Consider the following 26,575-nt stretch of genomic DNA (forward strand, 5'->3'; position numbering starts at 1 on the left):
ACCGGGGCGCCCTTTTCCACACACAGCGAGGCCTCATGCTCGGATTTGTCATCAGTCGGCTCTTGCAGGCGATTGTCGTTGTCTTTGCGATGTCGATCATCGTCTTCGTGGGCGTCTATGCGATCGGCAACCCGATCGACGTGATGATCGACCCGGGCGCCACGGCAGAGATCCGTGAAAACCTGATCCGGCAATACGGTCTCGACCAGCCGCTTTGGCGGCAATACATCACGTTCCTTGCCAATGTCGCGCAGGGCGATCTGGGCCGCTCCATGGTCTACAACACGTCCGTTACCGGGCTGGTGTTCTCGAGGCTTCCCGCGACGCTTGAACTGGTGCTGGTCGCGATCACGATCGCGACCGTGATCGGCATCCCCGCCGGTATCTATGCCGGCTACCGTCCGAACAGCGTCGCGTCGAAGGCGATCATGGCCCTGTCGATCCTCGGTTTCTCGGTGCCGACCTTCTGGATCGGCATGTTGCTCATCATGGCCTTCGCGGTCGAACTTGGCTGGCTGCCCTCGGGCGGTCGCGGCGACGAGGGGACGATCTTCGGGATTTCGACCTCGCTTGCCACCGCGAATGGCTGGAGCCACGTCATCCTGCCCGCGATCAACCTGTCACTGTTCAAGATGGGTCTGATGATCCGACTTGCGCGCGCCGGAATGGTCGAGGCGATGCAGACCGATTACGTCAAGTTCGCCCGCGCGCAGGGTCTGCCCGACCGGCAGATCGTCTTCAGCCATGTCTTGCGCAACATCTCGATCCCGATTGTTACGGTGTTCGGGCTCGAGCTTGGCTCGACGCTGGCCTTTGCCGTCGTCACCGAAAGCGTCTTCAACTGGCCGGGGGTCGGCAAGCTGATCATCGACTCGATCCTGCAACTCGACCGTCCGGTGATGGTCACCTACCTGATCCTTGTCGTGATCCTGTTCGTCATCATCAATTTCACCGTCGATATCGTCTACGCCCGGCTTGACCCGCGCGTGCGGCTGGGAGGATCGAAATGAGCGACGTTGCCACGACCACGGGCGAAACACTCGCCGAACCCGCTGCCGCGCCGATCGAAACCCGCGCGATGCGGCTGAAGAACTTCTGGTCCGATTTCCGGGCTTCAAAAGTGGCCGTGGCCGCGCTGGTCGTGATCGTCACGCTGCTTCTGCTGGCGTTCGGTGCGCCGCTCGTCGCGCCGCAAGACCCTTATGACATGGCGATGCTGGACTGGCTTGATGCGTTCCTGCGTCCCGGAGAGGTGGGAACCGGCGGTTATGTGCATGTTCTGGGCACCGACAATGCGGGTCGCGACATGTTGTCGGCGATCTTCTACGGGCTGCGCACCAGCTTCACCATTGGCCTGTCCGCTGGCGCGCTGGCGCTGGTCATCGGGATTTCGGTTGGCCTGACGGCGGCCTATTTCGGCGGGCGTGTGGAATCCCTGCTGATGCGGATCATTGACCTTCAGTTGTCCATGCCCGCGATCCTGCTGGCATTGGTTCTGGTCGCGGTCCTGGGGCAAGGCGTCATCCAGATCATCCTAGCCCTTGTTGTTGCGCAATATGCCTATTTCGCACGTACCACCCATGGTGCGGCCACGGTCGAACGCGGCAAGGACTATATCGAAGCCGCGCGCGCGACACCCCTGCCGACCTGGCGTGTGCTGTTCAAGCATCTTCTGCCCAACGTGCTGCCGCCGCTGATCGTCGTGGCGACGGTGCAGGTGGCGGCGGCGATCGCGCTCGAGGCGACACTGTCCTTTCTCGGTGTCGGCCTTCCCCTGACCGAACCTTCGCTCGGATCGCTCATCTCGAACGGGTTCAAATACATCCATTCCGACCGCTACTGGCTGTCCATCTATCCGGGGATCTTCCTGATGATCACTGTCGTCGCCATCAATCTTGTCGGAGACCAGGTCCGCACCGTGCTTGATCCGAGGCATGCGCGATGAGTGCGGCGCTTGACATACAAGGACTGACGACGCGCTTTGACACGCGCGGCGGCTCAGTCACGGCTGTCGACAATGTGAGCTTTTCCGTCGACCGGGGCCGCATCATGGGCCTTGTCGGGGAAAGCGGGTCCGGCAAATCCGTCACCGGCTTTTCCATTCTGGGCCTGATCGACGAACCGGGCCGCGTGACGGATGGCCGGGTGATGGTCGAGGATACGGATCTGCGCAGCCTGTCACCGGATCATCTGCGTTCCATGCGGGGACGCAAGGTGTCGATGGTGTTCCAGGACCCGATGATGACCCTCAACCCGGTGTTGCGGATCGGCGACCAGATGGCGATGGCCGTGCGTGTGCATGAGCCGATGTCCAAGACCAGGGCGCTCGAGCGGGCACGCGATGCGCTTGGTACGGTGGGTATCCCGTCGCCCGAGGAACGGCTCGCCGCCTATCCGCACCAATTGTCCGGCGGGATGCGTCAACGCGTGGCCATCGCAACGGCCTTGCTGCACCGGCCTGCCGTCATCATCGCGGACGAGCCGACAACCGCGCTCGACGTGTCGATCCAGGGCCAGATCCTCGCAGAGGTGCGCCGTCTGGCGGACGAGACGCATACCGCGATTGTCTGGATCACGCATGATCTTGCGGTGGTCTCTTCGCTCGCTGACGACATCTGCGTGATGTATGCGGGCAAGATCGTCGAACGCGGCACCGCCGAGGAGGTGATCGGCCGGCCGCGTCATCCCTATACGCGCGGCCTTCTTGACTCCGTGCCGGGTCAACACGCGCCCGGCTCGCATCTGCCGCAAATTCCCGGCTCCACACCGCAATTGTCGCACCTGCCGTCGGGCTGCCCGTTCCGCAACCGCTGTCCCCGCGCGACCGACGTTTGCGCCACGACCCCACCGCTCGCCCGGTTCGGCGACCACACCGCACTTTGCCACCATCCGATGGAGACCACATGACCGCGCCGCTTCTTGAAATCGATACCGTCTCCAAGCGGTTCCCGCTGAAGGCCACGCTGGCCGACAAGGTCGCCGCGCGTCTGGCCGGGCGTCGCGCTGGCGGGGCGGTCCATGCCGTGACGGACGTGTCTCTGACCGTGGATCGCGGTGAAGTGGTTGGCATTGTGGGCGAATCGGGATGTGGAAAGTCGACCTTGGGCCGTATCGTATCGGGCATCTACGCGCCCACCGAGGGCACGGTGCTGCTTGATGGCAAGCCGATTGCCACGGGACGGGAAGACCACGTCAACAAGCTGACAACACGGGTGCAGATGATCCACCAGGATCCCTTCGCAAGCCTCAATCCCCGGATGAAAGTGGGCGAAACCATCTCGGAAGGTCCGCGCACCCACGGCATCGTGTCCGCCTCTGAAGTCACCGACCGGACACGCGCGCTGCTTGAACAGGTGGGACTCAGGGGCGACTATGCCGACCGCCTGCCGCACCAGTTTTCCGGTGGCCAGAGGCAGCGGATCGCCATCGCGCGCGCGCTCGCCATGCAGCCCGATCTGCTGGTTCTCGACGAGGCGGTGGCCTCGCTGGACGTGTCGATCCAGGCGCAGGTCCTGAACCTGTTCCTCGATCTGCGCCGCGATCTTGGCCTGACGGCGCTTTTCATCAGCCACGACCTGTCCGTGGTGCGTCATGTCTGCGACCGGGTCGCGATCATGTATCTTGGCCGCGTGGTCGAGCTGGCCAGCGCGGAGCGGCTCTATGCCGACCCCAAACACCCCTATACTCAGGCGCTCTTTGCCTCGGTGCCGACGCTGGGCACGGGGCGGCAGGATTTTCGCCCGATCAAGGGCGAGATCCCGTCGCCCATCGACCCGCCGCCGGGCTGTGCGTTCCACCCGCGCTGTCCATTCGCCGGTCCGCGATGCCGCGCAGAAATTCCGCGCCTGACCGAAGCAGGATCAGGGCGCACCGTGGCGTGTCACCTGAACGATGGTGGCGTGGGTCAGGAAGCGGCAGCATGAACGATCTGAACAATCTTGTGGCCCGTCTGAACGACGTGCTCTGTGCCGTGAATACACTGGTGTGGGATTCGCGCACCATGATGCCGAAAGGCGGCGCCGAAACGCGGGGTCACCAGATCGCAACGCTCAAGGGCATCGCGCGGACCATGATCCTTTCCGCCGAGATGCGCGACGCGGGTGCCGCCGCGCTGGAGCAGACATCCGGGCGCGATGCGTTCGATCCCGAGCGTCGCGCCGCCGAGGCGGTGCAGGCAGCGATCCTGCACCATGAACGTATTCCAGCCGACCTGTTGCGCGCTCAGGCAGAACAGAGCACGCTGGCCGGCGCGGCCTGGGCCGAAGCCCGCGCGGCTGCCGATTTCGCGATTTTCCGACCTTATCTGGAACGGACGGTTGCGCTGGCGCGCGAACAGGCCGAGGCGCTTGGGTACAAGGATCATCCCTACGACCCGATGGTCGCAATCTTCGAACCGCGCGAGACCGCCGCATCGCTCGACGCCTTCTTCAAGACCCTTCGCGCAGGGATCCTGCCCATCCTCGATGCCGCAAGGGGCCGGCCCAAGCTGCGCACCGACTTCCTGTATCGCGACTATCCCGAGGCGGGTCAGAAGGCGTTTGCTCAGGAAACGGCGCGCCTGCTGGGGCTGGATGACAGCCGCAGCCGGCTTGACACCACGGTGCACCCGTTCGAGATCAGTTTTACCCGAAATGACGTCAGGATCACCTCGCGCTGGGTCCGCAACTACCTGCCGATGTCGATCTTCGGCTCGATCCACGAAACCGGTCACGCGCTTTATGAACTGGGGGCTGACCCGTCGATCACCAGAACCGCGCATGCCACCGACATGATCGGGCTTTATGCCGTGGCCGGAACGAGTTTCGGCATGCATGAAAGCCAGTCGCGCCTGCTGGAAAACCACGTCGGCCGAAGCCCGGCCTTCTGGGCGCAGAACTTTGCGCGGCTGCGCGATACCTTTCCCGACCAGCTTTCCGATGTGACCGAGGGTGACTTCATCGCCGCGGTGAACCGGGTCGAACCCGGTCTCATCCGGGTCGAGGCAGACGAGCTGAGCTATGACATCCACATCATGCTGCGTGTCGAGATCGAAATGGCGCTGATGGACGGATCGCTGAAGGTGGCTGACATCCCTGAGGTCTGGAATGCCGCGATCCAGCGCGATCTTGGCCTGACAGTGCCCGGCGACGATCTGGGTTGTCTTCAGGATGTGCATTGGTCGTCCGGATATATCGGGTCGTTCCCAACCTACACGATCGGCAATGTCACGGCGGCCCAGATCATGGCGCATCTCGACACCACGCGGCCGGATATCCGGGCCGATCTGGAAATGGCCGAAACGGCCTCCATCCGCGCGGCACTCGGGGATCTTGTCTGGCGACACGGCAGATCACGCAGCAGGGGTGAAATCCTGACGTCGATCGGTGCAACCCCGAACGATCCGACAGCCTATCTCGACTACCTCTCGGGGAAATTCGCTCCGGCGCTGGCATCGTCCAGCGCCTGACATGTCAATGGACTTACTGAAACCCCACGCGGGTGTCACGGGCGCGGACAATCTGCGCGGCGCAATCCTGTTGGCGATTGCCGCTGTCCTGTTCACGCTCGAGGCGACACTGGTGCGGGCCACGGCGCCTTTGGCCAACGAGGCGCAGATCGTGTTCTTCCGCTCCGCCGCGCAGCTTGCGCTGTCGCTCGTGATCCTCTGGCGGATCGGGGACTGGGGCCGCCTTGCGACATCGCGGCCGGGACTTCACATCATCCGAGGGCTGACCAGCCTGTCGATGTGGTGGCTGTATTATGCCAGTTTTCGTCTTCTGGACTTGGCGCTTGCGACGACCTTGACCTTCACGACCTCGCTTTTCGTCGTGGCCCTCGCGGCCCCGCTGCTGGGCGAACACGTGGGTCGGGTCCGCTGGGCCGCGACGATCATCGGATTTGTCGGCATTGCCGTAGCGGTCGGGCCCGCAGCGGATGTCTCGATCCACGGGGTGGGCATCGGTCTGCTGGCCGCCGCGGGCGGTGCGGCCATCGTCATCCTGAACCGCCTGCTGGGCCGGACCGAGAACACCATGACGATCATGACCTGGATCGGCGTGGTCACGACCATCGGCTCGACCCCGGTTGCATGGCTTCTGTGGGAGCCGCTTGCCCTGCGGGATGCGGCGCTGGTCTGTCTCACGGGTTTGCTGGGCGCCTTCGGGATGCTGCTGACAATCGAGGCCTACCGGGTTGGAGAGGCCAGCGCGCTGGCCCCGGTGCCCTATATCCGCTTCGTCGTTGCCGCGGTGGTGGGCATGGTCTTTTTCGGCGAAACTCCGGGGGCCGCACTTCTGATCGGCGCCTCCCTCGTGGTGGGGGCGTCAATCCTCGCGGTGCGTCACGAGATGCGGCAGGGGCTGACCGCGCCGCATCGCTGACGGTTCTGCTTCTCGCGTGGTGCATGCGCGAGATTGCCCCTTTACCAATGCGATGCCCAGTTCTGGGTATGTCTATCAAGCCCGCCCATGTTCTCATGCACATCGGGGACCAAAAACTCGCCAATTCGGTGATTTTTCGGCATGTTATGAGACACTTATGCCAATCGGTAGTTCGGCGACTCGCGCGTGATCTGAACATCGTGCACGTGGCTTTCCTTGAGGCCTGCGCCGGTGATCTTCACGAACTGGCAGTTGTTGCGCATCTCCTCGACGGTTGCACAGCCTGTGTAGCCCATGGCCGCACGCAAGCCGCCGACCAGCTGGTGGAGCACCGCACCCGCCGAGCCCTTGTAGGGCACCTGCCCTTCGATGCCTTCGGGCACCAGCTTGTCGCTGGCCGCGTCCTTCTGGAAATAGCGGTCCGCCGATCCGCGCGCCATCGCTCCGATCGACCCCATGCCGCGATAGGCCTTGAAGCTGCGGCCCTGGTACAGGATCACCTCGCCCGGGGATTCGTCGGTTCCGGCGATCATGCTGCCGACCATGGCACAGGACGCGCCCGCCGCGATGGCCTTGGCGAAATCGCCCGAGAACTTGATGCCCCCGTCCGCGATGACCGGGATGTCACCCGCCGCCTTGGCGCAGTCCATGATGGCGGTGAGCTGCGGCACGCCAACACCCGCGACCATGCGCGTGGTGCAGATCGACCCCGGCCCGATGCCGACCTTGACCGCATCCGCGCCCGCGTCGATCAGCGCGCGGGTGGCTTCGGCCGTGGCGACGTTGCCTGCGATCACCTGCACCTCGTTCGACAGGGTCTTGGCGCGGGTCACCGCCTCGATCACACCCCGGCTGTGACCATGCGCTGTGTCGATCACCACGATATCCACCCCGGCCGCGACCAGCTCCCGCGTGCGCTCGAACCCGGCATCGCCCACCGACGTGGCGGCGGCGACGCGCAACCGGCCCAGCTCGTCCTTGCAGGCTGTGGGGTTCAGAACCGCCTGCTGCGTGTCCTTGAGCGTCAGCAGACCCGTCAGCTTGTTCTCGCCATCCACCACCAGCAGCTTTTCGATGCGGCGCGATTTCATCAGGCTGATCGCCTCGTCGCGGTCGGCAGGTTCGCGCAGGATGGCGAGGTTGTTCGACGTCATCATGACGCTGACCGGCGTGTCGTCCGAAGTGGCAAAGCGCATGTCGCGGTTGGTGACGATGCCGACAACGCGGCCCTGATCGTCCACCACAGGGAAGCCCGTGAAATTATAGCGTTCAATCAGGGCCTTGGCATCAGCCAGCGTCTGGTTGGGGCGCAGCGTGACTGGGCTGTAGACGATCCCGCTTTCAAAACGTTTGACGCGGCGCACCTCGCGGGCCTGTTGTTCGACCGTCAGGTTCTTGTGGATGACCCCGATGCCGCCAGCCTGTGCCATTGTGATCGCCATGCGCCCTTCGGTGACCGTGTCCATCGCCGAGCTGAGCAAGGGAATGTTCAACGCGATGCGTTTCGTGACCCATGTCCGGGTGTCTGCGGTCGACGGCAGGACCGAGGACGCCCCCGGCACAAGCAGAACATCATCAAAGGTGAGAGCCTCGCGAATCTCCATCGGAATCCCTTTCCACGGACAGCATCGTTAGGCACGTCCCTATTGCATGGGTTGCCCTTGGGGGAAAGCCCCAATCCGCCCTTTACCCCTGCGCGGCGCTGCCGCAGTCTGGCCGCGACCAAACAGGAGCGACTCCCATGTCCCACGGATACGATGCAGGCCGCCTGAACCTGCCCTTCACCGGCATCTGCACCTTTGCCCGCAGCCCCTATCAACCGGACTGGAGCACCATCGACGCCGATGTGGCCATTCTCGGCGCACCGTTCGATGCGGGCACGCAATGGCGCGCGGGTGCACGGTTCGGCCCGCGCGGCGTGCGCGAGGCCTCGACGCTGTTCAGCTTCGGCCATGCAGGCGCCTATGACCACGAAGACGACGTGACATACCTGTTCAACACGCGCATCGTCGATCTGGGAGATGCCGACATCATCCACACAGACACCGCGCAAAGTCACGCCAATATCGCATCCGGCGTGCGCGCGATCCGCGAGGCCGGGGCGCTGCCGGTGGTGATCGGCGGGGATCATTCGATCAACATTCCCTGCATCGACGCGTTCGAGGGCGCGGATCCGTTTCACATCCTGCAGATCGACGCGCATCTCGATTTTGTCGATGAACGCCACGGCGTGCGCAACGGTCACGGCAACCCGATGCGCCGCGCCTCCGAGAAACCCTGGGTCAGCGGGATGACACAGGTCGGCATCCGGAATGTCAGCTCCACCGCCCGCGAAGGCTATGAGGATGCACGGGCGCGCGGCTCCGACATCCTGTCGGTGCGGCAGGCCCGCGCGCTGGGCCCCGAAGCTGTGGCGCACCGCCTTCCACTGGGCGCGCCCGTCTACATCACCATCGACATCGACGCCTTCTGCCCCTCCATCGCGCCGGGCACCGGCACGCCGAGCCATGGCGGGTTTCTTTATTACGATGTGCTCGAACTGCTGCAGCACGTGGCGCGGCGCCACAAGATCGTGGGCATCGACCTTGTCGAGGTGGCACCGGATTACGACCCGACCGGATCGACCTCGATCCTCGCGGCGCAGGTTCTGATGAACCTTCTGGGCTTCATCTTTCACGCCAAGGACCAGCAGGGCAGATAGCGGCGCACCCCGCGCCCTGCCGATTTCCGCCGGCCTGTCACGCGCGTGTTGCACTCGGGCGGTGGGCTGCGTTCACTGAACAGAAAATCCGACTCGGCAGGGCTACATGACAAAACCTCTTGCAGGCATCACGATCCTCGATCTCACCCATGTGCTGGCCGGGCCGTTCTGCTCCATGACGCTGGCCGATCTGGGAGCGCGAGTGATCAAGGTCGAACGCCCCGGCAGCGGCGACGACACCCGCGCCTTTCCGCCCTTTTCCAAGGGCAAATCCGCCTATTTCGCCGCCATCAACCACGGCAAGAAATCCATCGCGCTGGACCTCAAATCCGACACCGACCGCGCCGTCTTTGAACGGCTCCTGCCGCACGCCGACGTGATCCTCGAAAATTACCGCCCCGGCGTGATGGAGCGGCTGGGTTATGGCTGGGAGGATCTGCACGCGATGTATCCGCGCCTGATCTACGGCGCGGTGTCCGGCTTTGGCCACACTGGCCCGGATGCGAAACGCCCGGCCTATGACATGGTGGTGCAGGGGCGCGGCGGCGTCATGTCGATCACCGGCGAAAAGGGTCGCGAACCGGTGCGCGTCGGCGCGTCGATCGGTGACATCGTGGCGGGCATGTACCTGTCACAGGGCGTGCTGGCGGCGCTGATGGACCGCGAACGCAATGGCAAGGGCCGCAAGGTGGATGTGGCGATGCTCGACGCGCAGCTGGCGATCCTTGAACACGCCATCGCGATCACCTCGGTGACCGGCACACCGCCCGTGCCCACCGGCGCGCGGCACCCGTCGATTGCCCCGTTCGAGACCTTCCACGCCTCGGATGGCCTTTTCGTGATCGCTGCGGGCAACGACGTGCTGTTCGAAAAGCTGTGTGTGGCGCTGAACCTTCCGCTGTCGGACGATCCGCGCTTTGCCACCAACCCCGCGCGGGTCGAGAACACCCGCCTGCTCAAGCGGTTGATCGAAGCGGTGACCCTCGACAAGACCCGCGCGTATTGGATCGCGCGACTGGGCGCGGCCGGTATCCCCAGCGGTCCGATTCAGGACGTGGCGCAGGTGATGCGCGATCCGCAGATCGTGGCGCGCAACATGGTGGTGGATGTGCTTGACCGCAACGGACGCCCGGCCTTCAAGGCGGCGGGCAACCCGATCAAGATGAGCGGTCTGGGTGACCCGACCGTGCGCCCCGCCGCCCCCGATCTGGACGGCGACCGCGGCGAAATTCTGCGCTGGTTGGAGGGCAAGGGCTAAGCCCGTTTGACCGGGCGTGCCCGCGCCATCGCGCGCAGCCTTTCGAAATCCTTAACGTCTCTGCCGCAGGGTCCGCCGCACAAAAGCTTTTGAGCGGGAAGGGTCACTCCCATGCCGCGACACGTGAACTGACAACGCTCTCTGACGCCCCAACCGAGGCCGACCATGAGAGACCGGTCTCACAAGGCCCCCACACCGGGGGTACAGGTCCAAAGCCAACGGCTTTGCAGCAAGAGAGCAGTGTCAGGCCCAAGGGGCGGCGCCGCTTCCATGTCTACCTCAGCACTTGCACACCGGGCGGAGACATCCGCACCGGTGCGCAGGCATGTCCGGCGTTTGGTCAAGCCATGCCGCTCTGCATAAACATTATGACGCAATTCACCTTTTTCCCGACGCGCGGAACGCTATGGTCCCCGACAACCGTGATCAGAGAGAATCCCATGTCCCACCAAGACCCGCTCGTCGTCTTCACCCCCTCCGGCAAACGTGGCCGGTTTCCTGTCGGCACCCCGGTGCTGACCGCCGCACGGCAACTGGGTGTGGATCTCGACAGCGTCTGCGGTGGGCGCGGCATCTGTTCGAAATGCCAGATCACGCCCGGTTACGGCGAGTTCTCCAAACACGGCGTCACAGCACGCGACGGTGCGCTGTCCGACTGGAACGCGGTCGAGGCGCGGTACGACGAAAAGCGCGGGCTGAAACAGGGCCGCCGTCTGGGCTGTCAGGCCAAGGTGCAGGGCGACATCGTGATCGACGTTCCACCCGAATCGCAGGTCCACCGGCAGGTCGTGCGCAAGGCCGCCAGCGCCCGCGTGATCGAGATGGACCCGGCCACGCGCCTTTACTACATCGTGGTGGACGAACCCGACATGCACACGCCCACAGGCGATCTGGAACGCGTCGCGAGGGCACTCAAGGACCAGTGGGAAATCGCTGAAATCACCTGCGAATTCCCGGTCCTGACCAAACTGCAACCCGTTCTGCGCAAAGGCAAATGGGCGATCACCGTGGCGCTGCACAAGACGAGCGCCACCGCCACACCCAGCATCATCGCCGCATGGCCCGGCTTGCACGAGGGCGGGCTTTACGGGCTGGCCATCGACCTTGGCTCCACCACCATCGCGGCGCATCTGACCAATCTCGACACCGGCGAGGTGGTGGCCTCTTCCGGTATCATGAATCCGCAGATCCGCTTTGGCGAAGACCTGATGAGCCGCGTCAGCTATGTCATGATGAACCCCGGCGGCGACGTCGAGATGACCGGCGCGGTGCGTGACGCGATCAACGCGCTGGCCGAGGAGATTGCCAAGGAAGCGGGCATTTCGACCAGCCTCATTCTGGAGACGGTGTTTGTCTGCAACCCAGTGATGCACCACCTGCTCCTCGGGATAGACCCGGTGGAACTGGGCCAGGCCCCCTTCGCGCTGGCCACGTCGAACCACCTCAACCTGACCGCCCGTGATCTCGATCTCACCGCCCTGCCCGCCAGCGCCCAGATCTACATCCTGCCCTGCATCGCGGGTCATGTGGGGGCCGATGCCGCCGCCGTCGCGCTGTCGGAACAGCCGGGCAAATCCGAAGACCTCGTGCTGATCGTCGATGTGGGCACCAACGCGGAAATCCTGCTCGGCAACACCACCCGCGTGCTGGCCTGTTCCTCGCCCACCGGCCCCGCCTTTGAAGGCGCGCAAATCTCAAGTGGCCAGCGTGCCGCCCCGGGAGCCATCGAAGCGATCCGCATCGACCCCGTCAGCAAGGAACCGCGCTTCCGGGTCATCGGTTGTGACAAGTGGTCGGGCGAGGACGGCTTCTGGGATGAGACCGCCGCCTCCGGCATCACCGGCATCTGTGGATCGGGCATCATCGAGGCGGTGGCCGAACTGCGCATCGCGGGGCTGCTCGACCCCTCTGGCCTGATCGGATCGACGGCGCAGACAGGGACCGAGCGGTGCTTTGCCGAAGGGCGCACCAACGCCTACCTGATCTTTGATGCCACGGACCAAGGCGGCCCGCGCATCACCGTCACCCAGGGCGATATCCGCGCGATCCAGCTGGCCAAATCCGCGCTCTACGCGGGGGCGCGGCTGCTCATGGACGAGATGGGTGTGGAGGTGGTGGACCGCGTGGTGCTGGCAGGCGCGTTCGGCGCGCATATCAGCGCAAAACACGCGATGGTGCTGGGGATGATCCCGGACGTGCCGCTCGACAAGGTGTCAAGCGCCGGCAACGCCGCCGGCACCGGGGCGCGCATCGCGCTCTGCAACCTGGCAGCGCGGGCCGAGATCGAACGCACCGTGCTCCAGATCACCAAGGTCGAAACCGCCATCGAGCCGCGCTTTCAGGAACATTTCGTCGCCGCCAACGCCATCCCCCACGCCACCGACCCCTTCCCGGAACTGGGCAAGGTGGTGGAGCTGCCCGTGGTCGGGTTCAACACGCAGGGGGACGGGAGTGATGGCGGTCGCGTGCGGCGGCGGAAGCGGGGGTGATCGCTGACCTAGGGTGAAAGCCTGTGAAGAAAATCGACCACATCACGCATCTAGAGTTGCTTCGCTTGTGAAAAATTCATCTAAGAGCTATTGTTAAAGCAAAATAGCAAGGGTGAATTAGTGCACATTAGCCGTTTCAAACTTAAAAACTGGCGCAACTTCAAATCTGGAGAGATTTCCGATCTCCCGGACTCGGTTTTCATTCTTGGTCCAAACGCATCTGGAAAATCAAACTTCTTGGATGCGATACGTTTCCTGAGGGATGTTGCAAAACCGCGAGGTGGAGGACTTCAGGATGCAATAGAACGTCGCGGGGGAATTGGAAAACTACGTTGCTTGCACGCGAGAAATGATACTGAAATTCTAATTGAGGTTGATGTTTCGAATGATGAGCAAGATGTTTTGTGGAGGTATGAGCTAGGTTTCAATATCCCGCCTAAAGGAAATCGAATTCCCCTCGTTACCAAGGAACGAGTAACGCCCTTTTCTAAGGGGAAGCCATTAAAGGCATTGATTGACCGACCAGGCCCCGCTGAGCAGAAAGATGAGTTATTACTGAGAGAAACACATATTGAGCAGATTAGTGCAAATGCAGGTTTCCGCGACCTAGTTAATTTCTTCGCCGATACGACTTACGTACACCTTGTTCCGCAATTGCTTAAGTTTGGAGACCAAATTGGAGGGAGGGTGATAGAAGATGATCCTTTCGGTCAAGAGTTTATGTCACGGATCTCGAGAACAACTCCACGGACGAGAGATGCACGGTTAAAGCGAATTGAATCGGCTTTGAAGACTATTGTTCCGCAGCTAGAGGACCTGAAGTTTGTTAAAGATGAGGTTACCGGTCATCCTCATCTGGAAATACGCTTTAAGCATCATCGACCGCGAGGTGCTAGGCAAAGAGAGGATCAATTCTCTGATGGTACATTGCGCCTGATGTCGATTCTTTGGTTGTTGCAAGAGCGTGGTACATCGCCATTGCTTCTGGAAGAACCTGAACTTTCGCTTAATGAAGAGATTGTAGCTCAACTTCCTCGGGTCATGGCCTCAATAAAGTCAAAATCAAGAAGTGACCGGCAATACTTTGTAACGACTCACAGCCAAGCTCTTCTATCCAACACAGGCATTGACCCAAGGGGAATAACGGTGTTGAAGCCGTCAGATGATGGCTCAATCATCCGCAGTGTTTCTTCAAGTGAGCAAATGGCCTTGGACGCAGGTTTAACCGCTGCTGAGGCTGTGTTGCCAAATGCACGCAAGACTGGGCAGTTAAAATTTGCGCTATGACAGTTTTCTATTGTATAGAAGACGAGGTAAGCAGGTCTGTTGCAGAACGACTTATACTTGAGTTTTGCCCAAGTGGAACGCATTTTCAGGAATTAGGAAAGGCATATGGTGGCTATGGATATATCAAAGCCAACTTGCGTAAGTTTGTTGATCTATCACAAAGATCGCCAGTTCTAGTAATTACGGATTTGGATCGCGCTGCGTGCGCACCCTCATTGCGATCTGAATGGCTGCAATCTGCTGGTTTGCACAAAGCTCTTCCAAAAGGCTTTGTTTTTTGCGTTGCGAAGACTGAGATTGAATCATGGCTCATGGCGGATGTTAACGGCATAGCAAGACTTCTTGAGATAAGCGCTGCACTTATTAGTCGAGATATCGAAGACATTGTTCTAGACGCAAAAGAGCACTTAGTTGGTTTGGCCAAGAAGTCACGTAGCGCTTCCGTCCGGAAGGACTACACTCCCGGTTCCAAAAGTAAAGCAACCACAGGGATAAATTATAATTATTTACTTTCCAATTTTGCGGCCAATGATTGGAATCCATTGGAAGCGGCAGATAATAGTGTAAGCTTAAGACGTGCAATTGATCGCCTGTCAGCGGCAACAGCAGTTTAACTAAGTGCGCACCGAAGCACGTACCCTACGGGTTAATTCACTCCGAGGGCATCAGCAGCGTATTGCCCAACCACGCCGGGTCATCCACCGCCTGCGCAAGCGCAAAGGTCTCGGCCTCCCGCGCCCACCCGGTCGGACGCTTGTGCTTCGATCAAACGGTATGACACACCGCAGGATGCATGATCCCACGCACCACCCCACACGCCCCCCTCTTGACGCCCCACACACCCAAGCGTATCCAGACCGCCAGAGCGCGGGTATGGTGAAAAGGTATCACGCGAGCTTCCCAAGCTTACGTTGCGGGTTCGATTCCCGCTACCCGCTCCAGACCTCTCCACCTCCGTGCGCAGGATGCGTTGACGCATCGCAGCTTTGCGTTGACGGAAAGCCTCAGGCCCCGGCGGTCTGCGCCTCTTTGACCTTCTTCGCCAGATCCTGCGCGATGGCAAAGGCGCCCTTGATCTTGTCGCTGTCGCGGGCCCAGTCGCGGCGGATGACGATCTTGTTGTCCTTCACCTTGGCCAGACCGTTCTGGTCGCGAATGAAATCCACCAGTCCTTCGGGGGACACGAACTTGTCCTTGTGGAACTGGATCGTCGCGCCCTTTGGCCCGCCGTCAAGCTTGGCGATCCCGGCGCGTTTGCACATCGCCTTGATCCGCACCACGAGCATGAGCGTGTTGACCTCGCGCGGCAGTTTGCCGAAGCGGTCGATCAGCTCGGCGGCAAAGCCTTCCAGCTCCACCTTGGTTGAAAGCGACGACAGACGGCGGTAGAGGCCCAGCCGCACGTCGAGGTCGGGCACATAGGCCTCGGGGATCAGGACAGGCACGCCGAGGTTGATCTGCGGCGCCCATTGGTCGTCGGTTTCCGACAGCCCTTCCATCTCGCCCGAGCGGATCTTGGCGATCGCCTCTTCCAGCATCTGCTGGTACAACTCGTAGCCCACATCGCGCATCTGGCCGGACTGTTCCTCGCCCAGCAGGTTGCCCGCGCCGCGAATGTCGAGGTCCTGGCTGGCCAGCGTGAACCCGGCCCCCAGCGAGTCGAGCGAGCCCAGAACGCGCAGGCGCTTTTCGGCGGCAGGCGTCAGCTTGGCGCGCGGCTTGGTGGTGAGATAGGCATAGGCACGGGTTTTCGACCGCCCCACCCGGCCCCGGATCTGGTAAAGCTGGCTGAGCCCGAACATGTCGGCGCGGTGAATGACCATCGTGTTGGCGGTGGGAATGTCGAGACCCGATTCCACGATGGTGGTCGCCAGCAGCACGTCGTACTTGCCGTCGTAAAACGCGTTCATCCGCGTGTCCAACTCCCCCGCCGCCATCTGGCCATGGGCGACGATATGGGACACTTCGGGCACCTGCTCGCGCAGGAACTCCTCGATCTCGGGCAGGTCGCTGATGCGCGGCACGACAAAGAAACTCTGCCCGCCGCGATAATGCTCGCGCAGCAGGCCTTCGCGGATCGTCACCGCGTCGAATTCGCTGACATAGGTGCGGATCGCCAGACGGTCCACGGGGGGCGTGCCGATGATGCTCAGATCCCGCACGCCCGACAGGGACAATTGCAGCGTGCGCGGGATCGGTGTCGCGGTCAGGGTCAGCACATGGATGTCCGTGCGCAACTGCTTGAGCCGCTCCTTGTGACCGACGCCGAAATGCTGTTCCTCGTCGATGATCAGAAGCCCGAGGTTCTGGAACCGGATGCCCTTGGCGAGCAATGCGTGCGTGCCGACCACGATATCGACCGTGCCCCGCCCCATCCCGTCCTTGGTCTCGGTTGCGTCCTTTGCGGAAACAAAGCGCGACAAGGCTCTGACTTCCAACGGAAATCCGCGGAACCGTTCGGCAAAGCTCTTGTAGTGCTGGCGGGCCAGCAACGTGGTCGGCGCGATTACGGCGACCTGCACACCGGACATGGCGGCGACAAAGGCCGCGCGCATCGCGACCTCGGTCTTGCCGAAGCCCACATCGCCGCAGATCAGACGGTCCATCGGCTGACCCGACTGCATGTCGGCCATCACGTCCTCGATGGCGCGCAGCTGATCGTCGGTTTCCTGATAGGGAAAACGCGCGGAGAAACTGTCCCACGCGCCCGGGGGCGGGTCCATGATCGGCGCCTTGCGCAGCGCCCGTTCGGCGGCCACGCGAATGAGCCTGTCCGCCATCTCGCGGATGCGCTCCTTGAGCCGCGCCTTCTTGGCCTGCCACGCGCCGCCACCCAGCTTGTCGAGGAACCCTTCCTCGTGGCCGTAGCGGGACAGCAGTTCGATATTCTCGACCGGCAGGTAAAGCCTTGAGCTTTCGGCATATTCCAGCAGCAGGCACTCATGCGCAGCACCGGCGGCGGAGATCACCTCCATGCCCAGATAGCGCCCGATGCCGTGATCCACATGCACCACGAGATCGCCCGGCGACAGGGATTGGGTTTCGGTCAGGAAATTCTCGGCCTTGCGGCGCTTCTTTGGAGACCGGATCAGGCGGTCGCCCAGAACGTCCTGCTCCGAGATGACCGTAATGCGATTGTCTTTGTTTTTTTGGCCTACCGCTTCGCTACTTGAGGCCAGAGCCCCCCATGGCGCCTCGAACCCCTGCTCCAGCGGCCAGACCACCAGGTGCAGCCCACGCTTGCCCACGCGGGTCAGGTCGGTGACGGGGATGGTCTCGGACAGCCCTTCGTCCTCGATCAGGCCCGACAGACGTTCGCGCGCGCCCTCTGAATAGGACGCGATGACCACCGGGCCGCCTTCCATCTTCTTGCGAACATGATCCGCCAATGCGCTGAAAAGACTTATGCTTTCCTGTTGGCGCTCGGGGGCGAAATTGCGCCCGATCCGCCCGCCTGCATCCACGACGCCTGGACCGGAGGCCTGCGCCAAGGAGTGAAACTGCACCACGCGGCGATCGCCAAGCGCCGCCACCCAAGCCGCATCGTCGAGGTAAAGCTGTTCGGGCGACACGGGTTTGTAGACGGTGTCCAGCCGCGCTTTCTGCGCCAGCGCTGCCTTGCGGGTCTCGTACTGATCCACGATCCCGTCCCAGCGCGACAGGCGCGCGGGCGTGACCTGATCGTCCTGCGTGATCGGCACTCCGGGCAGGTAATCGAACAGCGTTTCCAGACGCGCATGGAAGAACGGCAGCCAATGCTCCATCCCTGCCTGCTTGCGCCCGGCACTGACCGCCTCGTACAGAGGATCGTCGCTGCCGGCCGCACCGAATTCGATGCGGTAATTCTGCCGGAACCGCGTGATCGCCGCTTCGTCCAGAATGACCTCGGAGACCGGGGCCAGCTCCACCAGATCGAGCTTTTCCGTTGTGCGCTGTGTGGCGGGATCGAAGCGCCGCGCGCCGTCCAGAACATCGCCGAACAGGTCAAGCCGCACCGGCCCGCCATCGCCGGGCGGAAAGATGTCGATGATGCCGCCGCGAATGGCATAGTCGCCCGGCTCCAGCACCGTGGGCGCCTGCGAAAAACCCATGCGCACAAGGAAGTTGCGCAGCGCGTCTTCATTCACACGATTCCCGACACGGGCGGTGAAGGCCGCCTCGCGCAGCACATCCCGGGCGGGCACGCGCTGTGTCGCGGCACTCATGGTGGTCAGCAGCACGTATTGCTTGGGCATCCCGTGGGTCAGCGCCGCCAAAGTCGCCATGCGGGTGGCGGAGATCTCGGGGTTCGGGGACACCCGGTCATAGGGCAGGCAATCCCAGCCGGGAAAGACGAAAACCGGCATGGCAGGCGCGAACAGCCGCAGCGCGTCGCGCATCTGTGCAAGACGGCGATCGTCGCGGGCGATGTGGCAGACCGCGCTGCCGGACGACTCGGCCTCGGCCAGAACCAGACGGGCGTCGAAACCTTCGGGCGCACCGCCCATCGTGATGTGCTGGGATGTCTTCATAGCGCGGTCATGTGGCGCGCCGCGCAGGCCGCGTCAACCGCCAAGCACGCCGATGCTGAGGTTTACATACATTCCCCACATCGCGGTGACAAAGATCGACACCATGCCGATGGCCTGCACGATCAGCCGGTGCCGCCCAAGCCGCTTGTAGACCGCATCGAGGTCGTGATCCCTTTCATGCAGCGCCCGGGCCGTGTGCACGCTCAACAAGCTGACCAGCGACATCGGAAAGAAAAGCAGGAACAGCGCCTGCGCGATCTCAATCCAGTAGACCCAGCCCAGCACCGCGAACCCGGTCAGAAAGAACGTCCCGGTACCGATCACCCAGAGCCCCGCCTCATCCGCGATATACAACAGCCGCGTGGTGTTGATGCGCAGCAGATCGGTCAGATCCTCGACCGCCGATCCGCCCTTGCGCCGCGCGCGGCTGACCATGTCGAACGGCACACCCAGCACCCAATGGCTGGCCGAGGACCACACCACCGCAAGTGCGATCCAGAACCACAGATTGGAAAAGGACCGCATGTCGATCAGTTCAAAAACAGTGCTGTACCAGTCCAAGCCGTCGTCCCCGTTCGTCGCCCCGCTCTCTCTAGCCTGCAAGGACGGCTTTGCCCAGAGGCACAACCCGCGCAAATGCGCAGAGGTATCGCAGCGCGTTTGGAACCCCGCAGCGGCGTTGGACATTCTCCCGACAGATCGATTTCAGATCGAGCAAGATAAGGAGCAAAAAAATGCCACTCGAATACGATGTTCTCGAAAGCTCAGCGCAAACAGATGCTTACCCGACCCGTGATCCCGAAAAGGAAACCTGGCGCGAGCGCGTGGACCCGACGGTCTGGCAGGACTGGACCGATCAGGCCCCGATCAGCAGGGGGCAGGCCGATGCCTTTGATCGCGACGGGTTCCTCGTGCTCGAGGACCTCTTTTCGACGGACGAGATCGCGGCTCTTGTCAGCCAGGCAGCAGAGCTGCGCAGCGCGCTCGAAGGCAGCGACGCGGCAGAGGTGGTGACCGAACCGGGGTCGGACGCGGTGCGGACGGTCTTCAATCTCGAAACCCGTCACGACCTGATGGCGCGGCTGTCGCGGGATGTGCGGCTGGCCGGGATTGCGCAGTTCCTTCTGAATGACGAGGTCTACATCCACCAGAGCCGCCTGAACTACAAACCCGGCTTCACCGGCAAGGAATTCTACTGGCACTCGGATTTCGAGACCTGGCACGCCGAGGACGGGATGCCCCGGATGCGGGCGGTGTCGGCCTCGCTGCTGCTGACCGACAACCGGGCGCATAATGGCGCGCTGATGCTCATGCCCGGATCGCACAAGACCTTCGTGTCCTGCCAGGGCGAGACGCCGGATGCGAATTACGAGACGTCGCTCAAGACGCAGAAGATCGGCACACCGTCGCAGGAGAGCCTGCGCGATCTGGCGCAGATGCACGGGATCACCGATGCCGAAGGTCCGGCAGGCACTCTGGTGCTGTTCGACTGCAACACGATCCATGGATCGAACGGCAACATCACGCCCGATCCGCGCTCCAACGCGTTCTTTGTCTACAACGCGGTGTCGAACGCGCTGGCGGATCCCTTCGCCGCCGAAGAACCGCGCCCCGATCACCTTGCCCATCGCGGCACGCCGTCACCGATCAAGCTGCGGACCGGCGCGCTGGTCTGACGCAGACATCCTCACCGCGCGCCTGCCCGGGTCTGGACACGCGCGCGGTTGACGTGCATCCCTTCCTGATCGAAGTCAGACAGGTAAGACAGATGCAGCCCATCACCCCCTCCTTTCCCGCCACACGTTTGCGCCGTCTGCGCCGCAGCGAAGGCCTGCGCGCGATGGTGCGCGAGACCACCCTGACCCCGGATGACTTCATCTGGCCGGTCTTCGTGCGCGACGGCGAAGGGATCGAAGAGCCGGTGGCCTCGATGCCGGGTGTGGTGCGCCGCTCGGTCGACAAGGTGGTCGAGGCCGCGCGCGAGGCACACAGTCTTGGCATCCCGGCGATCTGTCTCTTTCCCTTCACCGATCCAAAGCTCAAGACCGAGGATTGCGCCGAGGCGTGGAACCCCGAGAACCTGTCCAACCGCGCCACCCGCGCAATCAAGGATGCCGTGCCCGACATGGTGGTGATGACCGATGTGGCGCTCGACCCCTACAACATCACCGGCCATGACGGCTACATGGACGCGGATGGCTATATCGAGAATGACCGCACGGTCGAGGCGCTGGTCAAGCAGACGCTGAGCCAGGCGCGCGCCGGGTCCGACATCATCGGCCCGTCGGACATGATGGACAGCCGCATCGCCGCGATGCGCGGCGCACTCGAAGGCGAAGGATTCTCGAACGTCGCGATCCTCAGCTATGCCGCAAAATACGCCAGCGCCTTTTACGGGCCGTTCCGCGATGCGGTGGGGGCCTCGGGTGCGTTCAAGGGCGACAAGAAGGGCTACCAGATGGACCCCGGCAATTCAGACGAGGCGATGCGGCTGGTGGCGCGCGATCTCGCCGAAGGTGCGGACATGGTGATGATCAAGCCCGGCATGCCCTACCTCGACATTTGCCGCCGCACCAAGGACATGTTCGGCGTGCCAACCTTTGCCTACCAGGTGTCGGGCGAATACGCGATGCTGGCCGGTGCCGCCGAGCGCGGCTGGCTGGATCATGACCGGGTGATGCTGGAAAGCCTGATGGCGTTCAAACGCGCGGGCTGTGACGGGGTGCTCACCTATTTCGCCCCTGCCGCGGCGCGGTTGCTAAACGGGTAACGGGCGCTCCGGGCTAATGCCCCGCCTACGCGGTCGGATCACAGGCCGGGCCTCTGCCCGACCTTGCGTCAACGGATAGCGATGCGCCGCTTATCGTGATCTATCCTTGGTGACAGAAGCGCGCTCTGCGGCTATACTGACGCACAATCGGCGGAACAGCCGGAATTCCAGAGGCATCGGCAAAGAAAGAGCAGAGACAATGACATCCCTGACACGACGCGAACTGGCCCTTGGCCTTGGCGGCACATTTTTACTGGGTGCCTGCAACAACGCTGTGGGCGGCAATGGCGGCGCGCGGATCGACGCGCGGGTCGATGCGACGCTGGCTGAAATGTACCGCCGCTTTCCGGGCACGCAAAACCTTGCGGGCAACGCCAATGGCCTGCTCGTCATGCCGCTGGTGACCGAAGCGGGACTTGGCATCGGCGGTGCCTTCGGGCGCGGCGCGCTGCGGGTCAACGGCGTGACGGTGGATTACTACTCCACCACCAAGGCCAGCGCGGGGCTGCAGATCGGTGCGCAGCAATACGCCCATGTGCTGTTCTTCATGACCGAGGACGCGCTGATGAATTTCCGCCGCTCACCGGGCTGGGCTGCGGGCGCCAACATCGAGTACGCGATCCCCGAAGGCGGCGAGACCATCGCGGCCGAAACCACCACGTCGCTGTCGCCGGTGATCGCGGTGATCTTCGGTCAGGCGGGATTGCGCATTGGCGCAACGCTGGAAGGCGTGAAATACACGCGGATCATTCCCTGATCCGCCAATTGGGGGCTCTGCCCCCAAACCCCCGAGGGTATTTGTAAACCAGAGAAGATCATGCCGCAGGTCCACCCCCTGCGTTTGCAGGGGGCTTCTCCGGTTACGGTCATCGGCGCCTCCGCCTGTACCGCAGCACCCGGAATAGACCCAAAAGGTTAACAAACCCTTGCTTCTCTGGTTCAAAAATACCCTTCGGGGGTGAGGCGCGCATGCGCCGAGGGGGCAGACAGCCCCCTTTTACCCGTCAGCCAGCCATCGCGGCCGTCAGCCCTTTCAGAGCGGCCACCGGGTCCTCGCTGCGCCAGATCTCTTCGCCGATGCCGAAGAAATCGGTCATCGGCGCAAGGCGGCGGATGATCTCGGCATCGAGCCCGCCTTCGGCGACCACGGGGATCTCGATCATCTCGGACCACCATTCGAACAGCTCTTGTTCGGCGCGCGACCCGTCACCCAGCGCGGTTGTGCCCACGGGACCGAAGCTGACGTAATCGGCGCCCGCCTCACCCGCGCTTATCCCGTCATGGCGCAACTGGCCGCAGAACGCACCGACGATGGCGTCCTCGCCCAGTTCCTTGCGCGCCACGCGCACCGATCGCGCGCCGTCGGTCAGGTGCACGCCGTCAAGGCCCAGCCGCTGGGCCAGAACCACGTGGGTGTCGATCACCAGCGCCACGTCGAACCGGTGCGCCACCTCGCGCACGGCATCGGCGGCGCGCAGGATCAGGTCCTCGTCGCGGCTGGCCAGCGACAGGCGCAGGCAGGCGATCGCGGTCGTGTCCAGCACGCGGGCCAGATCGGTCGGGAAATGGCTGAGTTCGATCTCGGGTGGTGTGATCAGGTAGATCTGCGGCTGCTCTGCGTCGGACATCTTCGGCCCCTTCCTTGTGGTCGCCCCCCTATACAGCGATTTCGCGCCCTGCGCCAAGGGCTTGCGCGGCTTGCCCTTTGATCGCCGGCGCAATAGTCAGACGCGATCCTTTGCTGCTTCGAGGTTCCTGCCATGCCAAGCGACATTCCGCAGCCCAGTTTCGTGCTGGTGCGCCCGCAGATGGGCGAAAACATCGGCGCCGCCGCGCGTGCGATGCTGAATTTCGGGCTGGACCGGATGGCGCTTGTCGCGCCGCGGGATGGCTGGCCCAACCAGAAGGCGGTGGCCATGGCCTCAGGCGCGGGGCGCGTGCTGGATGACGCTGTTCTGGTCGCGCGCACGGTGGATGCGGTGGCCGAGTGTTCCTATGTCTTTGCCACCACCGCCCGGCAGCGCGGTATGACCAAGCCGGTGATGACGCCAGAGCGGGCGATGGAGGTCGCGCGCGACAGGATCGCGGCCGGCGAAAAGGTCGCGGTGCTGTTCGGACCGGAACGCGCGGGGTTGGAGAATGACGATATCGCGCTGGCCAATGCGATCATCTCGGTGCCGGTGAACCCGGACTTTCCGTCGCTGAACCTCGCGCAATGCGTGTTGCTCACCGGGTATGAATGGCAGCGGCACTCGGTCGCCGTGCCCCCCGAGATCACCGAGATGGCGGGGTCCGAGTGGGCCAGCGCCATCGAGATGGACAAGCTGGCTGAACATTACGAGGACACGCTGGACAGGGCCGGGTTTTTCTTTCCCGACCTCAAGGCCGAGAGCATGAAGCGCAACCTGCGCAACATGTGGTCCCGCATGCCGCTGACCCGCACGGATGTGTCGATGCTGCACGGTATGCTGCGGCAAATGGTGCGCTGGAAGGACAAGGGCTAGGCCCGTGCCTTGAAGCACCCCGGCCCCAGGCCTAATCTTTCGCCCCAGAAGGAGACCCCGTGAATGAGCACCAAACGCAGTATCTTTGAAGAGGTCGATGCCGGAGCCCCGGTCAAGGACACACCCAAGGGCGGCATGATCGACGCGGGCAAGCGCGGCGCGCGGGGCGCGATCCGCATCTGGCTGATGGTGCTCTTTGCGCTGGTCATGGTGATGATCGCGGTGGGCGGCCTCACGCGATTGACCGACAGCGGGTTGTCGATCACCGAGTGGAAACCCCTGACCGGGGCGCTGCCGCCGATGAATGCCGAGCAGTGGCAGGCCGAGTTCGATCTGTACCGCGCGATCCCGGAATACCAGTTGCAGAACCGCGGCATGAGCTTGGCCGAGTTCAAGGTGATCTACTGGTGGGAATGGGGGCATCGTCAGCTGGGCCGGGTGATCGGTCTGGTCTGGGCGCTGGGCTTTTTCGGCTTCCTGCTGGCGCGCAGGATCCCCACGGGATGGACCGGGCGGCTGTTGTTCCTTGGCGCTCTGGGCGGACTTCAGGGGGCGATTGGCTGGTGGATGGTGGCATCCGGTCTGACGGGCGAGCGTCTGGATGTGGCCTCCTACCGGCTGGCGACGCATCTGGGGTTGGCCTTTGTCATCCTTGGCTTCATTGCGTGGTATGTTTTCGAACTGGGCCGCGAGGACCGCGACCTGATGCAGGCGCGCCGCGCGCGGGAGGGCAAGCTCTATGGGCTTGGCACGGGACTGTTGCACTTCACCTTCCTGCAAATCCTGCTGGGTGCGCTGGTGGCGGGGATCGACGCGGGGCGCACCTATAACGACTGGCCGCTGATGGCGGGCGCGTTCCTTCCGCCCTACCCGTTCGACCTGGACCCGGTCTGGCGCAACTTCTTCGAGAACGCGGGCCTTGTGCAGTTCATGCACCGCATCGCGGGGTACCTGCTGTTGGCCTTCGGCATCGTGGTCTGGCTGCGGGCGCGCAAATCGCCCAATGCCGACAACCGGTTCCGGTTCAACGCGGTCTTTGCCATGCTCTGGGTGCAGATGGCGCTGGGCGTCGTGACCGTGCTCTACATGGCGCCGTGGCAGATTGCCATTGCGCACCAGATCGGTGCCGTGATCCTGTGGGTGCTGATCCTGCGGGCGCGGTTCGGCGCGCAGTATCCCGTGCAGCAATCCATTCGAGGAGCGACCACATGACCACGGCCTATGACGCATTGATGGCCTACACGCGCGACACCGAGGCGCTGGGCCAGATCGCAGGGCGTCTGGGCTGGGATCAGGAAACCACGATGCCGCGCGGGGCCGCCGCACAGCGCAGCGAAGAGATCGGCGCGCTGGAATCGGTGTTGCACGCGCGCCGCATGGATCCGCGCGTGGCGGATTGGCTGGCAGAGGCCGAGGCCACCAGTGACGAGGCCAAGGCGCATCTGCGCCATATCCGCCGCAGTTTCGAGCGGGCGTCGAAGGTGCCCGGCGATCTGGCGGCGGAGCTGGCGCGCACCACGTCCGTTGCACAGGGTATCTGGGCCGAGGCGCGGGCAAACGACGATTTCGCGGCCTTTGCGCCGACTCTGGAGCGGGTGCTGGACCTGCGGCGACAGGAAGGTGCGGCACTTGCGGATGGCGGCGATCCCTATGACGCGCTGTTGCAGGATTACGAGCCCGGTGCGACGGCGGCGGAACTCGACGCGATGTTCGGCGCGCTGCGGCCGCGTCTGGTCGATCTGCGCGACACCGTTCTGGGGGCGCCTGCCCCGGCGCAACTGACCGGCAGTTTCGACGAGAGCGCACAGATGAAGCTGTCGCGCCATATCGCCAAGACCTTTGGCTATGACATGAGCCGGGGGCGCGTCGACAAGGCGGTGCACCCGTTCAGTTCCGGATCGGGCAACGACGTGCGGATCACCACGCGGACCAACCCGCTTGATCCGTTCAACTGCATCTACTCGACGATCCACGAGGTGGGTCATGCGGCCTATGAGCAGAACATTGACCAGGCCTACCTGCTGACGCCGCTGGGCAGCGGTGTGTCGATGGGGGTGCATGAAAGCCAGTCGCGGATTTACGAGAACCAGCTGGGCCGCTCGCGCGCCTTTACCGGCTGGCTGCACGGGCAGATGGTCGAGGCGTTCGGCGATTTCGGGATCAATGACCCGGACGCGTTCTTTGCGACGGTGAACCGGGTGCATCGCGGGTTCATCCGTACGGAATCCGATGAGGTGCAGTATAACCTGCACGTGCTTCTGCGCTTCGACCTGGAGCGCAGGATGATCGACGGATCGCTGGATGTGGCGGACCTCGAGGAGGCGTGGAACACACGGTTCGAGGCGGATTTTGGCTATCCGGTGGACAGGCCGTCCAACGGCGTCTTGCAGGATGTACACTGGTCGGTGGGCCTGTTCGGCTATTTCGCCACCTACACGCTGGGCAACGTCTATGCGGGTTGCCTGCACGAGGCGCTGCGCAAGGCGGTGCCGGATCTGGATGCGCAGCTTGCCGCGGGAGACACGTCAGCGGCGACAGGCTGGCTGCGGGACAATCTGCAACGGCATGGCGGCCTTTACGAGCCGCGCGAGGTGATCGAGCGGGCCTGCGGGTTTGCGCCCAGTGAGGCGCCGCTCCTCGCCTATCTCGAAGCGAAGTTCGGCGCGATCTACGGGCTGTAGCGCTGTTGGGCGTCA

Annotated in this window: 21 protein-coding genes and 1 tRNA gene; 18 read left to right on the top strand and 4 right to left on the bottom strand. The window is 63.2% G+C overall.

From position 1 onward, the window contains the following. The first annotated feature begins 35 nt into the window (after positions 1-35). From IEV82_RS07065 to IEV82_RS07090, 6 genes are read left to right on the top strand one after another with little or no spacing between them, the layout of a single operon-like run. Positions 36-1,010, top strand: coding sequence for an ABC transporter permease (locus tag IEV82_RS07065; RefSeq protein ID WP_188481286.1), 975 nt, complete (start codon positions 36-38; stop codon positions 1,008-1,010). After that, entirely contained in the window at positions 1,007-1,945 is a 939-nt protein-coding gene (locus IEV82_RS07070; protein ID WP_188481287.1) for an ABC transporter permease, read from the top strand. The genes IEV82_RS07065 and IEV82_RS07070 overlap by 4 nt, the downstream gene beginning before the upstream one ends. After that, a complete protein-coding gene (locus tag IEV82_RS07075; protein ID WP_188481288.1) occupies positions 1,942-2,907 on the top strand; it encodes an ABC transporter ATP-binding protein in 966 nt (321 codons plus the stop codon). Before IEV82_RS07070 ends, IEV82_RS07075 begins: the two co-directional genes overlap by 4 nt. Next, on the top strand, positions 2,904-3,923 hold the full coding sequence (locus tag IEV82_RS07080; protein WP_188481289.1) for an ABC transporter ATP-binding protein: 1,020 nt from the start codon (positions 2,904-2,906) through the stop codon (positions 3,921-3,923). The genes IEV82_RS07075 and IEV82_RS07080 overlap by 4 nt, the downstream gene beginning before the upstream one ends. After that, a complete protein-coding gene (locus IEV82_RS07085; RefSeq protein WP_188481290.1) occupies positions 3,920-5,446 on the top strand; it encodes a carboxypeptidase M32 in 1,527 nt (508 codons plus the stop codon). Before IEV82_RS07080 ends, IEV82_RS07085 begins: the two co-directional genes overlap by 4 nt. 7 nt (positions 5,447-5,453) lie before the next feature. Next, entirely contained in the window at positions 5,454-6,359 is a 906-nt protein-coding gene (locus tag IEV82_RS07090) for a DMT family transporter (RefSeq protein WP_188481291.1), read from the top strand. 155 nt (positions 6,360-6,514) lie between these two features. Here the strand turns inward: IEV82_RS07090 and guaB are convergent, their stop codons facing one another. Continuing rightward, positions 6,515-7,963, bottom strand: coding sequence for an IMP dehydrogenase (guaB, locus tag IEV82_RS07095; RefSeq protein WP_188481292.1), 1,449 nt, complete (start codon positions 7,961-7,963; stop codon positions 6,515-6,517). A gap of 137 nt (positions 7,964-8,100) precedes the next feature. Between guaB and IEV82_RS07100 the strand changes: the two genes are divergently transcribed. The 6 genes from IEV82_RS07100 to IEV82_RS07125 all read left to right on the top strand — a co-directional run bounded on the left by IEV82_RS07100 (position 8,101) and on the right by IEV82_RS07125 (position 15,035). Beyond that, the gene (locus tag IEV82_RS07100; RefSeq protein WP_188481293.1) at positions 8,101-9,060 is read left to right on the top strand and encodes an agmatinase; all 960 of its coding nucleotides are present in this window, start codon (positions 8,101-8,103) and stop codon (positions 9,058-9,060) included. 106 nt (positions 9,061-9,166) lie between these two features. Continuing rightward, positions 9,167-10,318: a CaiB/BaiF CoA transferase family protein gene (locus IEV82_RS07105; RefSeq protein ID WP_188481294.1), complete on the top strand. Its 1,152-nt coding sequence runs from the start codon at positions 9,167-9,169 to the stop codon at positions 10,316-10,318. Between the two features lie 440 nt (positions 10,319-10,758). Further along, positions 10,759-12,807 carry an ASKHA domain-containing protein gene (locus IEV82_RS07110; RefSeq protein ID WP_188481295.1) on the top strand — a complete coding sequence of 683 codons (2,049 nt, stop codon included), beginning with the start codon at positions 10,759-10,761 and terminating at the stop codon, positions 12,805-12,807. A gap of 120 nt (positions 12,808-12,927) precedes the next feature. Continuing rightward, positions 12,928-14,094, top strand: a complete 1,167-nt coding sequence (locus IEV82_RS07115) for an AAA family ATPase (RefSeq protein WP_188481296.1) — start codon at positions 12,928-12,930, stop codon at positions 14,092-14,094. Beyond that, positions 14,091-14,708, top strand: coding sequence for a hypothetical protein (locus tag IEV82_RS07120; RefSeq protein WP_188481297.1), 618 nt, complete (start codon positions 14,091-14,093; stop codon positions 14,706-14,708). The genes IEV82_RS07115 and IEV82_RS07120 overlap by 4 nt, the downstream gene beginning before the upstream one ends. A 253-nt stretch (positions 14,709-14,961) precedes the next feature. Next, a tRNA-Gly gene (locus tag IEV82_RS07125) sits at positions 14,962-15,035 on the top strand. A 63-nt stretch (positions 15,036-15,098) separates the two neighbouring features. Here IEV82_RS07125 and mfd read toward each other — a convergent pair. Both mfd and IEV82_RS07135 read right to left on the bottom strand, forming a co-directional pair. Continuing rightward, positions 15,099-18,605, bottom strand: a complete 3,507-nt coding sequence (gene mfd / locus IEV82_RS07130; protein ID WP_188481298.1) for a transcription-repair coupling factor — start codon at positions 18,603-18,605, stop codon at positions 15,099-15,101. Positions 18,606-18,638: 33 nt separating this feature from the next. Continuing rightward, the gene (locus IEV82_RS07135) at positions 18,639-19,166 is read right to left on the bottom strand and encodes a component of SufBCD complex (protein WP_188481299.1); all 528 of its coding nucleotides are present in this window, start codon (positions 19,164-19,166) and stop codon (positions 18,639-18,641) included. Between the two features lie 173 nt (positions 19,167-19,339). On the opposite strand from IEV82_RS07135, the gene thpD reads away from it, so the two are divergent. The 3 genes from thpD to IEV82_RS07150 all read left to right on the top strand — a co-directional run bounded on the left by thpD (position 19,340) and on the right by IEV82_RS07150 (position 22,132). Further along, positions 19,340-20,281, top strand: a complete 942-nt coding sequence (gene thpD / locus IEV82_RS07140; RefSeq protein ID WP_188481300.1) for an ectoine hydroxylase — start codon at positions 19,340-19,342, stop codon at positions 20,279-20,281. Between the two features lie 92 nt (positions 20,282-20,373). Continuing rightward, the gene (gene hemB, locus IEV82_RS07145) at positions 20,374-21,375 is read left to right on the top strand and encodes a porphobilinogen synthase (RefSeq protein ID WP_188481301.1); all 1,002 of its coding nucleotides are present in this window, start codon (positions 20,374-20,376) and stop codon (positions 21,373-21,375) included. A gap of 199 nt (positions 21,376-21,574) precedes the next feature. Then, a complete protein-coding gene (locus IEV82_RS07150) occupies positions 21,575-22,132 on the top strand; it encodes a lipid-binding SYLF domain-containing protein (RefSeq protein ID WP_188481302.1) in 558 nt (185 codons plus the stop codon). A 247-nt stretch (positions 22,133-22,379) separates the two neighbouring features. On the opposite strand, the gene IEV82_RS07155 is transcribed toward IEV82_RS07150, so the two are convergent. Then, positions 22,380-23,003 carry a thiamine phosphate synthase gene (locus IEV82_RS07155; protein WP_188481303.1) on the bottom strand — a complete coding sequence of 208 codons (624 nt, stop codon included), beginning with the start codon at positions 23,001-23,003 and terminating at the stop codon, positions 22,380-22,382. 132 nt (positions 23,004-23,135) lie between these two features. On the opposite strand from IEV82_RS07155, the gene IEV82_RS07160 reads away from it, so the two are divergent. The 3 genes from IEV82_RS07160 (at position 23,136) to IEV82_RS07170 (ending at position 26,560) form a co-directional block, all read left to right on the top strand. Further along, positions 23,136-23,879 carry an RNA methyltransferase gene (locus tag IEV82_RS07160; protein WP_188481304.1) on the top strand — a complete coding sequence of 248 codons (744 nt, stop codon included), beginning with the start codon at positions 23,136-23,138 and terminating at the stop codon, positions 23,877-23,879. Positions 23,880-23,942: 63 nt separating this feature from the next. Next, a complete protein-coding gene (gene ctaA, locus IEV82_RS07165; RefSeq protein WP_188481305.1) occupies positions 23,943-25,091 on the top strand; it encodes a heme A synthase in 1,149 nt (382 codons plus the stop codon). After that, on the top strand, positions 25,088-26,560 hold the full coding sequence (locus tag IEV82_RS07170; RefSeq protein ID WP_188481306.1) for a carboxypeptidase M32: 1,473 nt from the start codon (positions 25,088-25,090) through the stop codon (positions 26,558-26,560). Before ctaA ends, IEV82_RS07170 begins: the two co-directional genes overlap by 4 nt. Positions 26,561-26,575: the final 15 nt, after the last annotated feature.

This window comes from Marivita lacus (assembly GCF_014637725.1).
In the GTDB taxonomy this organism is placed as follows: domain Bacteria; phylum Pseudomonadota; class Alphaproteobacteria; order Rhodobacterales; family Rhodobacteraceae; genus Marivita; species Marivita lacus.